Here is a 1,071-nt window from a genome sequence, read left to right on the forward strand (position 1 = left end):
GGTGAATTCAACAACTAAATGCAATTCTTTGAAACAATCTAAGGAAAGGGTAAGTTGCCGTAAACTAATCCAATTTCCAAAGACCAATTCGAGAATTACATATGGCTCACAAACAACTTACCCGAGAACAACGTTACCACCTTTACAACATGCTGCAAACCGACTTAAAACAGTACCAGATGGCAAACATACTCGGTGTCGATCCTTCGACGATAAGCAGAGAACTTAAGCTTAATTCAGGCACACGAGGTAATTACCTTAAGAACGCACATTACCTCACGCTGGCACGGCGTAAAGGCAAGGTAAAGCCGCGTATTTCCGTCGAACATTGGGCGCGCGTTGACTACTGGCTTCAACAAGAATTTAGCCCTGAACAAGTCTCTGATTGGCTAGTAACGCGTGAAGATATTTACATCAGTCACGAATGGATCTATCAACACATTAAGAAAGACAAGCGCGCTGGAGGTACGCTACATAAGCATTTACGTGGAAAACCTTCACACCGTAAAAAATACGGCGGCACATGGAATAAAAACGTACTAGGCGAACGACAGACAATTGAAGAACGTCCTGAATTTATTAATCAACGCAAATTTTACGGTGATTGGGAAGTTGACACCATGATTGGTCGCCAGGGAGGTGTGGTATTAGTCACCTTGGTTGAACGAAAATCAAAGCTCTGCCTCATAGGGCTTTCTGCCAGAAAAACCGCCCAAGCCGTAAAAGAAACGATGTTAAAGCTATTAGGCACACTATCAAGCTTTGTGCACACGCTCACTTACGACAACGGTCCTGAGTTTGCCGAGCACCGTGAAATCGACAAGGAATTAGAATGTCAGGCGTACTTTGCCAGACCTTATTGCTCAGGCGACCGTGGATTAAACGAGAACACCAATGGGTTAATAAGACAGTATTTACCCAAGAGGAGTAGCTTTGATGACGTAAAACAAAGCAGGATCGATTTCATCATGCATAGATTAAATAACCGGCCCCGAAAAACATTGAATGTTAGAACACCGAATGAGGTATTCTACAAAGGAACGAATATTGCATTTAATAGTTGAATTCACC

The 1,071-nt window shown here is 42.9% G+C and carries 1 protein-coding gene; it reads left to right on the plus strand.

What is annotated here, in order from left to right:
- Nucleotides 1-101: 101 nt before the first annotated feature.
- A complete protein-coding gene (locus tag Q1A31_RS20905) occupies nt 102-1,064 on the plus strand; it encodes an IS30 family transposase (protein WP_299881754.1) in 963 nt (320 codons plus the stop codon).
- The last annotated feature ends 7 nt before the right edge of the window (nt 1,065-1,071 follow it).

The organism is uncultured Cocleimonas sp. (assembly GCF_947495625.1).
In the GTDB taxonomy this organism is placed as follows: domain Bacteria; phylum Pseudomonadota; class Gammaproteobacteria; order Thiotrichales; family Thiotrichaceae; genus Cocleimonas.

Bases quoted from the DNA above. Each gene is read 5' to 3' on its own strand.
- Q1A31_RS20905 (WP_299881754.1), top strand. From the start codon at position 102: ATGGCTCACAAACAACTTACCCGAGAACAACGTTACCACCTTTACAAC.